The 9236-nt window shown below is 52.2% G+C and carries 7 protein-coding genes and 3 pseudogenes; 3 read left to right on the forward strand and 7 right to left on the reverse strand.

Annotated features, from left to right (window positions below):
• Window positions 1-102 precede the first annotated feature (102 nt).
• A complete protein-coding gene (gene ggt / locus ABRZ28_RS21365) occupies window positions 103-1866 on the forward strand; it encodes a gamma-glutamyltransferase (protein ID WP_330521485.1) in 1764 nt (587 codons plus the stop codon).
• 66 nt (window positions 1867-1932) lie between these two features.
• Here ggt and ABRZ28_RS21370 read toward each other — a convergent pair whose 3' ends face one another.
• Window positions 1933-2835: a LysR family transcriptional regulator gene (locus tag ABRZ28_RS21370; RefSeq protein WP_319605629.1), complete on the reverse strand. Its 903-nt coding sequence runs from the start codon at window positions 2833-2835 to the stop codon at window positions 1933-1935.
• A gap of 145 nt (window positions 2836-2980) precedes the next feature.
• Here ABRZ28_RS21370 and ABRZ28_RS21375 point away from each other — a divergent pair, with 145 nt between their 5' ends.
• Window positions 2981-3601: an NADPH-dependent F420 reductase gene (locus ABRZ28_RS21375; RefSeq protein ID WP_330521486.1), complete on the forward strand. Its 621-nt coding sequence runs from the start codon at window positions 2981-2983 to the stop codon at window positions 3599-3601.
• 69 nt (window positions 3602-3670) lie between these two features.
• On the opposite strand, the gene ABRZ28_RS21380 is transcribed toward ABRZ28_RS21375, so the two are convergent.
• From ABRZ28_RS21380 to ABRZ28_RS21405, 6 genes and pseudogenes are all read right to left on the reverse strand, one after another.
• The gene (locus ABRZ28_RS21380; RefSeq protein WP_319605631.1) at window positions 3671-5602 is read right to left on the reverse strand and encodes an oxidoreductase; all 1932 of its coding nucleotides are present in this window, start codon (window positions 5600-5602) and stop codon (window positions 3671-3673) included.
• A gap of 412 nt (window positions 5603-6014) precedes the next feature.
• A pseudogene (locus ABRZ28_RS21385) lies at window positions 6015-6398 on the reverse strand (CDI toxin immunity protein).
• Window positions 6399-6403: 5 nt separating this feature from the next.
• A pseudogene (locus ABRZ28_RS21390) lies at window positions 6404-6926 on the reverse strand (hypothetical protein); the annotation flags it as partial.
• Window positions 6914-7135, reverse strand: coding sequence for a DUF637 domain-containing protein (locus ABRZ28_RS21395; protein WP_319605633.1), 222 nt, complete (start codon window positions 7133-7135; stop codon window positions 6914-6916). The pseudogene ABRZ28_RS21390 and the gene ABRZ28_RS21395, both read right to left, overlap by 13 nt.
• 69 nt (window positions 7136-7204) lie before the next feature.
• Window positions 7205-7573 (reverse strand): hypothetical protein, encoded by a 369-nt coding sequence (locus ABRZ28_RS21400; RefSeq protein ID WP_319605634.1) that lies wholly within the window; start codon window positions 7571-7573, stop codon window positions 7205-7207.
• A pseudogene (locus tag ABRZ28_RS21405) lies at window positions 7570-7824 on the reverse strand (deaminase domain-containing protein); the annotation flags it as partial. The pseudogene ABRZ28_RS21405 and the gene ABRZ28_RS21400, both read right to left, overlap by 4 nt.
• Window positions 7825-7994: 170 nt before the next feature.
• On the opposite strand from ABRZ28_RS21405, the gene ABRZ28_RS21410 reads away from it, so the two are divergent.
• Window positions 7995-9199, forward strand: a protein-coding gene (locus tag ABRZ28_RS21410) for an IS3 family transposase (RefSeq protein ID WP_330521490.1) whose coding sequence is annotated in 2 segments (ribosomal slippage) — window positions 7995-8313 and window positions 8313-9199 — 1206 coding nt in all. Because the reading frame shifts where the segments join, the coding sequence is not laid out codon by codon here.
• The last annotated feature ends 37 nt before the right edge of the window (window positions 9200-9236 follow it).

Consider the following 9236-nt stretch of genomic DNA (forward strand, 5'->3'; position numbering starts at 1 on the left):
CCGCAATACGCGCAGATCTTGTTCGGTGCATTTCCGGCGTGGATTTTGCAACGACCAACTCACGGATTTTCAAATGAAATAAACAGGACTAAAGGAATTATCATGACAAAAGGAAAATGGTTTTCGTCTTTGATGGCGGCGGCGTTACTGGCCGCCGGTACGGTACAGGCGGCGTCAGCCCCGGCCGTGGAGGCGAAAAACGGCATGGTCGTCAGCTCGCAATATCTGGCTTCGCAGGTTGGGGTCGACATTATGAAAATGGGGGGCAACGCCATTGATGCCGCAGTGGCGGTGGGGTATGCGCAGGCGGTGGTTAACCCCTGCTGCGGCAATATCGGCGGCGGCGGATTTATGACTATCCACCTGGCGAACGGCCAAGACACCTTCATCAACTTTCGGGAAACCGCGCCTGCCGCCGCCAGCGCCAATATGTATCTTGATGCGCAAGGCAACGTGAGGAAAGGGGCCAGCTTATACGGCTATCTGGCCGCCGGCGTGCCGGGTACGGTGCTGGGGCTGGATACGGCGCAGAACAAGTACGGCAAACTGAGCCGTCAACAGGTGATGGCGCCCGCCATCAGGCTGGCGCGTGAGGGCTTTGAACTCACCAGGGCGGATACCGATATTCTGGATACCACCGTGAAACGTTTTAAAGACGATCCTGAAGCGGCGCGCATTTTCCTGCGTCCTGACGGCAGCCCGTTGCAACCCGGCGATAATCTGGTGCAGCGCGATCTGGCGCAGACCTTGCAGGCTATTGCCGATAATGGCCCGGATGCGTTTTATAAAGGGAAGATCCCGCAGGCGGTGGAGCAGGCGGCAAAACAGGGCGGCGGTATTTTAACGGCGGCGGATTTCGCCAATTATCGGGTTACCGAAACCACCCCGGTGAGCTGCGATTATCGCGGTTATAAATTTGTTTCTTCGCCGCCGCCCAGCTCCGGCGGGGTCACCCTGTGTGAAATCCTGAATATCGTGGAAGGCTACGATATCAAGGCGATGGGCTTTAATTCCGCGGCCTCCGTGCATGTGCTGACGGAAGCCATGCGCCATGCCTATATGGATCGCAATACGTATCTTGGCGATCCGGAATTCGTCCATAACCCGTTGAATCGGTTGCTTAGTAAGGAATATGCCGCGGAAATCCGCCGTCAAATAGCGCCGGAAATCGCCACGCCGTCGCAGCAGGTTCAGCCGGGGATTGGTCCGCATGAGAAGCCGGAAACCACCCATTATTCGATTGTGGATAATCAGGGTAATGCCGTTTCCACCACCTATACGGTGAATGGGCGGTTCGGCGCGGTGGTGATTGCGCCGGGTACCGGCTTTTTCCTTAATGATGAAATGGATGACTTTACCGCCAAAGCGGGAGAAAAAAATCTGTATGGGCTGGTTCAGGGGGAACGTAACGCCATCGCCCCCGGTAAGCGCCCGCTATCGTCCATGAGTCCGTCGCTGGTGACCAAAGACGGAAAAATATTCATGGTGCTGGGATCGCCGGGCGGTTCCCGCATTATCACCATCACCTTGCAAACGGCGCTGAACATCATCGATCACGGCATGGCGCCGCAGGAAGCGGTGGATGCGCCGCGTATCCATCATCAGTGGCTGCCGGATGAGGTTTACTATGAACAGCGCGGACTTTCCGCGGATACGCTGGCGTTGCTCAAGCAGCGCGGATATAAGATGGTCGAGCAGACGCCCTGGGGCGCGGCGGAGCTGATTATCGTCGGCTTGCCGGGCGCGGCCGGCGTGACGGCCGCCAACTCCGGCAACGACTCCGCCGTCTCCGGTAAAGTACGCGAAGGTTATCTGTACGGCGCCAATGACATCCGCCGTCCGGCGGGCGCCGCCATCGGTTATTGACGCAGGCATCAAGGCGCGCGCTCCCCGTCACGCCGTCCGGCGTCGGGGAGCGCTATCCGTTGCCGCTTACGCCGGTGGATGCGAACTGAATTCCCGCACGATGAAATCAACAAAGGCGCGCAGGCGCGGCGACAGGTGGCGATCGCCGTGAAACAGCAGGTGCATCGGACGTGACGGGGTTTCATAGTCCGGCAGGACGCGCAGCAAATCCCCTCGCGCCAGCGCCTCGTTCAGCAACACCTCCGCGCCTAATACAATGCCGAAACCCTCCAGCGCGGCGCTGAGCATGGCTTTGCTATCGTTAATTTGCAGGCGGCTGTGGATATTCACATGCTCGGTTTTACCCTCTTTGGCGAAGACCCAGTTTCCGGTTGGCCTGCTCGCCCAGTAGGTAAATCCCAGACATTCATGTTCCAGCAGATCCGCCGGTTTGGCCGGCACGCCGCGTTCGGCGAGATAGGCGGGCGAGGCGCAGGTCACGCAGCGGTAAGGCGCTAGTTCTCGCGCAATCAGCGCGGAGTCGCTAAGTTGGCCGATTCGGAACACCGCTTCATAACCCTCGTCCAGCAAATCGACGAACAGGTCCGAGAGCGTCAGCTCGACTTGCACCTGCGGATATTGTTGCATGTAGCGCGTGATGGCGGGCATCAGGCTACAGGAACCGAAGGTGACGGGCGCATTGACCCGCAGCAGTCCGGCAGGTTCGGCGTGCATTGACGCCATCAGCCGGTCGGCCTCCTCGGCTGCCTGCAAAACGCGTTTACAGCTCTGATAGTAAAGCCGCCCGGCCTCGGTCAGCTTCTGGCGGCGGGTGGTGCGGTGCAGTAATGTGCTGCCGACCTGCGTTTCCAGCGACAGTACATGCTTCCCCACCATTTGCGGCGAGAGATTAAGGGCGCTACCCGCCGCCGCGAACGAACCGCAGTCGACCGCCTTGATAAAGACCGCCATGCTGGTAAGCCTGTCCATGTCGTTTCCTCTGCTAGTGCTAGTCAATTAGAAACTTATCGTTTCTTCTGTCGCAAATAAAGGCCTGTTTATTCGCAATTAGTAATCAAATATTGTTATTTCACCCACCGATCGGGATTTTTCGAACGTTTATCAGAGGTGAAATATGAATATTGGCATCATTGGCGCAGGTTTTATTGGTCGCGGCGTAGCGGAACTGGCGGTAAAAGCGGGACATAACGTGATGTTGAGCAACTCACGCGGCCCGGACAGTATTTTCAGCACGCTATATGCGTTGAAGTGTCAGGGTGGCACGGCGGAGCAGGCGGCCGCATTCGGCGATCTGGTGCTGGTGGCGATACCGTTCAATCAGTTGAAAACATTACCTGTCGCCGCCCTGCAAGGAAAAGTGGTGATGGACGCCAACAACTATTACCCGGAACGCGATGGACGCTATCCGCAGCTCGATAGCCATGAAACCACCACCAGCGAAATGTTGGCGCAAATATTGCCGGGAGCGAAAGTGGTGAAAGCCTTCAATGCCATCTATGCCCGCGATCTGCTGAGCGACGTCAGAGCGCCCGGGGCGGCCGACCGTCGGGCGTTGCCGATCGCCGGCGACGACGCGCAGGCGAAGCAACGGGTGGCTGAGTTTTTGCATCAGATCGGTTTTGATGTGGTCGATGTGGGCGCGCTCGCGGAAGGTTGGCGCTTTGAACGCGATACCCCTTGTTATTGCGTACCGCTGAATAAAGCGCAATTGGTGGAGAAACTGGCGCAGGCCTGAGGCGCGTTACGGGGCGAAGAGGCTTCGCCCCGATTTCCACAGTTTAAAATCGCCAGCGACGGGGCGGGATTAAATAATCGCCATGCCCGCATCGAATCCTTCTCTTATCGCCACCATGGCATTACTGGTTTTTACCGCGCCGCCAATCACCACCACATTATCGCTGGCTTGATTAAGGTGTTGCGCCAATTCGTTGACGGGAACATAACCCAATGCCAGCACGACGGTATCCGCCGCAATGGCGGCCTGTCCCTGTTGATTTTCGACCATGACATGGCTGTCGGTAATTTCCGTTACCTTGGTATTCAGATATTGTTTGACGTTGAATTCATTCAATATATTGATGACGTGTAATTTACTGACGCCGTCAAGCTCCTGTAATATCTGATCCCGCATTTCTATAACGGTCACATTTTTTTGTTGCATGGCAAGATGCGCGGCCGTTTCGCCGCCCACTTCGCCGCCGCCGGCAATAACAATGTTATTTCCTGTTATTACGTTGCCCAATAAAACATCTTCCGCAAAAACGACATGGGGGAGATTAACGCCTTTTATCGGCGGTATCGCCGGCTTCCCGCCGGTGGCGATAATCACGGCGTCCGGTTTTTCCTGCCGGATAATCTCTTCGGTCAGTTCGGCGCCGCATTTTATATCGACATTCAGTTTTTCTAATTCCTGAATCGCCCACGCGGTATAGGTCGCCAATTCGCCTTTGCCGGGCGGGAAGGCGGCGGAAAGAAACTGCCCGCCCAACTGACGACGTTTTTCAAACAAAGTCACGCGGTGGCCGCGAATCGCCGCGGCGCGGGCGGCTTCCATCCCGCCCGGCCCGCCGCCGGCGACAAAGACGGTTTTGGCGGTTGGCGTTTTGCTGTAGTCCAGCACGCCTTCCCGTCCCAGGGTCGGATTGACCAGACAGGTTAACGGCCCGCCCAGATACAGGCTGCCGGTGCAGCCCTGCATACAGCCGATGCAGTAGCGGATGGCGGTTAACTCGCCGGCTTTGGCTTTGTTGGGTAAATGGGGATCGGCCAGCGAGCCTCTGCCCATACCGATAAAATCGGCTTTGTCCATCGACAGAATGGTATCCGCCATTCTTGGGTCGTTGATGCGGTTGGCGGTGATCACCGGGATATTCACCAGCTTCTTTATCTCTTCGGCAAACGGCACGGTCCAGGCATGGCCCACGTACATGGGGGAAACCGTGCCGAATTTATTGTGGTCCCCATAGGCGCCGACGGAGACATCCAGCCCATCCACGCCCCATTCCTCAAGCAATTGCGCCAGCACGCGGGATTCGGAGATATCTCGTCCGCCGACAAACCCCTCATACGCCGAAAAACGCACGATGACCGGGAAATCCGCGCCGACGTTGCGCCGAACCTCCTGATAGATTTCTTCTAAAAACCGCACCCGGTTGTCCAGACAGCCGCCGTATTTGTCGACGCGCTTATTGACATAGGGAGAGAGGAACTCGGCGATTAAGTAGCCGTGACCCGCATGAATCTCTACGCCGTCAAAACCCGCCTGTTTGACTCTTTTCGCGCAGCTGCCGAAATCCTTAACCAGGCTCTGGATCTCATCAAGCGACAACTCCCGCGGCATTTCTCGCAGCCATGGACAGGGAATGGCCGACGGCGCCACGGGTTGCATTCCGCCGTTGACCGCGCCGCAGCTTTGGCGGCCCGCATGATAAATCTGGGCGAAGATCTTGCTTTCATAACGATGAACGGTCTCGGTCAACTTTTTATGGCTGGCGATTTGCCGGTCATTCCATAAGCCGGCGATATACTGATAGCCCATCGCATGCTCATTGACCGCGTAATCCTCGGTGATGATTAATCCCCAGCCGCCTTTCGCTTTCTCCTCATGATAGGCGATGTACCGCTCGGAAGCGGTGCCGTCGGTATTACAATAATTTGCCACCATTGCCGTTACGACAAGCCGGTTGGAAATAACGCATTGGTTTATTCTTTTGGGCTTAAATAAGGTTTTATACATAATAATATATCCTTTTTTATGGATTTATATTTAATAATAAATACAGTTCCAGTCTATGCTCTTAATAATTCGCGTTGCAGAAAGGCGGTAAAAGATTCGGGTGACGAAGCGCGGCCAACGCACATGCAACTTGAAGTATAAAGAGTATAGCGACTTATCATTAATTAATTGTGTGATTCAAATCATGCCGCCTATTTTTTGTTGTTGCTATTTAATCGAGGGTTGTTGATTAAATGTAGAAGCAAGCGCGAACAATTATTTTACAATCAATCAACTTGCAATCAATTCGCAACCTTTTATGCAAATGACGGCGATAAAATAAATGTAATTTATTTAATTCCTTTCTTTTGGCGGTGGCGATATTCTTCTGAAGTCGCCGACGCTTCCGGCAGGTGGCTGGAAGAGCCCGGCTTTAATATCGGCCAGCTTTTATACCTAAACGGATCGCTTCAGTTGGAAACAAAGGTTGTAATATCACATTGTTATTAAAAATAAATAATTTTGGCGATAACGCTGTAACATCATAAATATGTTCGGCGATTAGGCTTAATTTTGACCTAAACAGAGGAATACTAGCATCATCAGCAAGAACGATTACCTTATCGTTTTTTATTAAATTAGCATCCAGTAAAATATTAATATCTTCATAATCTGAGAACTTAATTTCTGACCAATCAACGCAGCCTCTAGCTAAAGGATATTTATTAAAAATATCAATGGCATTTTTTTCATCCCGGCCCTTTTTTATACTAAAATCAGCACTAAGTGCTTCTTTTCACTCTTCAAACAACGTCATTTTCTCTACCTATTTAGCTGCTGCAAGATCGTCTCAAAAGATTTTTCATTACCCTCAAATGGGATAACCTGGTTTACTGCTTTCCCCGACCCCTTACCTTGAGAGTAATCCCACATATTAATATGAGTACCTTTATCAGGATCATAATTAACACGCCAGCCCATTTTACCGTCGTTAGATTGTCGACCAATGACTTTTCCATTTCCGTCACTGACCTCTAACCTTCCAATAACAGATTTAGAATTTGCACCTAAATTATCTACAATATCCAATGCGTTATTTTGAGCACTTTCCCAATTTTTTCAGGTTTGAGTATTTGCTCAATTCGCTTTCCCGGCTGCGCCCCAGCTTTAACCTTACTAACCCCACCCAGCGCACTTAACGCTACACCCGCAATAATATCAGCCTGCACCTGATCAAGGCCGTATTCGCCATGATCTGCTCGGAGACTTTATTGCCGGCAACGATCCCGTCCGCGTGTATCTGGTGCGCCCAGGTCGCCGTCAGATCGTAACTCATCTTGATCGGATGTCGGAGTCAGCAAAGGTATCGCCCATCACCACTGTCGCCAGTTCAGCGGCAAGCGCGGAGACGGAGGCGTAACTAAGCGCCTTGCTGACGGTATTTTGCACGTAGCCCGACTGATGAATAAGGCCGGCGCCCTCCGCATTGATCTGATTACCGACATTGGCGAGCAGGGAGGTGGTGAAATTATCCTTAAAACTGCCGCGGTTCATAGCATAAGGCTGTATGCAATAAAGCCCAACGGAGAGTTGGGCTTTGCCGAGACATAAAAGGGAAAGGGATCAAATCAATTTTAATAAAGACATGTCATAAATAAGATCCTGTTTTTCCTCTTCACTGATGTCAGCAATAAGCTCATCGAGTTTGTGCTTTGACAGAATATCTTTGATATCTTCCCGAAGGCTTTTTTCTGCGTGTTCCGGCCCCCTAGTGGCCATAAGAACTAATGTGAGAACATTAAGCATTAAATTTTCAATCGGTAAATCATAAGCGTTTTCAAATTGATAGTACGCATAGCCTATCTCCGATTCACGTTCGGCCCACCCTTCACCTCGACGATTAAATGAGTCAAGCTTGTTTCTACAATAGATATAATAATATCTTAAAAAAGAATCTCTTATTTCGTCATAGCTAATTCTTTCGTAGTTCATTTCTTTACTCCAGGTCTAAGCATAACACCATTATTATCAAGTATATCCACTTTGATGCCCGGATATTTTTGTTGAAATTGTTCTACCACACCCAAGCAACTTCCGCAGGCTGGGCGCTCTGTAAAAATGGTCACAGCTCCTTTAGTTGATACGTTACTACCTAGTTTGTCTGAAAGATTATCCAATATTTTATATTCAGAGTCAGTATTTCTGGCTATTGGGATTCCTTTATTATTTGGTATCTCCTGGTATTTGAAGTTTTCACTTCCTCTACCAACTAAACCTTTTCCGGGTACATTAACACCACTGTGTGCAGAAAGTGTTTGCGGCTAGATTAACCCCATAGATCACCAGACACTTCGCCTCTCTTAAAATAAGAGGTAGTCTTGGAACTATGTTTAACACCAGTCAGAATAATAAGATGGTTGAAGTGTTATCAGGACCTGAGCGGCGTCGGCGTCGTACACCGCAGGAAAAAATTGCCATTATTCAGCAGACTATGGAACCCGGTATGACCGTGTCTCATGTCGCGCGCCTGCATGGCATCAATGCAAACCAGATATTCAAATGGCGCAAGCAATATGAAGACGGTTCGCTGACGGCTGTTGCATCGGGCGAGGAAGTGGTGCCGGCCTCCGAACTCGCTGCCGCCAATAAGCAAATTCGCGAACTCCAACGCCTTCTGGGCAAAAAGACGATGGAAGCCGAGATACTCAAAGAGGCCGTGGAGTTCGGCCGGGCAAAAAAATGGATTGCGCATGCGCCCTCGTTGCCTGGGGACGACGAATAACCGACGTTTGCAGAAGTCTTGGCGTGTCGCGTGCGCAGTTGAGCATCCGGGTTCACCGGCCATCTGACTGGCAGGATCGCAGACGGCAGCCCCGTTCTGACGATACCACCGTATTGTCCCGGATAAACATGGCGGTGGCTGACCTGCCGACGTATGGTTATCGCCGTGTGTGGGCGCTGCTGCGACGGGAATCAGAGCGGGACGGCCTGCCTGTGGTTAATGCGAAGCGGGTGTATCGCATTATGAGAACACATAATTTGCTTCTTGAACGTAAACCCGCTGATCCTTGCCGTAAGCGGGCCCATAAGGGGCGCGTAGCAGTAGCGGAAAGTAACCGGCGCTGGTGCTCAGATGGCTTTGAGTTCCGCTGTGATAATGGCGAAAAGCTGCGGGTGACCTTCGCGCAGGACTGCTGCGACAGGGAGATCATTGACTGGGCAGCGAGCACCGGAGGCTATGACAAAGAAACGGTGCAGGATGTCATGTTGGGTGCGGTGGAAAAACGCTTCGAAAGGCAGTTGCCAACAGAGTCGCTGGAGTGGCTGACGGATAACGGTTCAGCCTACAGGGCTTATGAAACGCGGGCGTTCGCCCGGTTGCTGGGACTGGAGCCTTGCACGACAGCAGTGCGAAGCCCGGAAAGCAACGGGATAGCAGAAAGCTTCGTGAAGACGATAAAACGGGACTACATCAGCATCATGCCGAAACCGGACAGCGAGGCAGCGGTGATGAATCTGGCGGTGGCGTTCAGTCATTACAACGAACATCATCCGCATAGTGCACTGGGATATCGCTCACCACGGGAATATATACGCAGGAAGTTATCGCAACCATAAGAGAGCAAAAACGTCTGGATATATAGGGTCAAATCCA

Source organism: Brenneria sp. g21c3 (assembly GCF_040240345.1).
Taxonomy (GTDB): Bacteria; Pseudomonadota; Gammaproteobacteria; order Enterobacterales; family Enterobacteriaceae; genus Brenneria.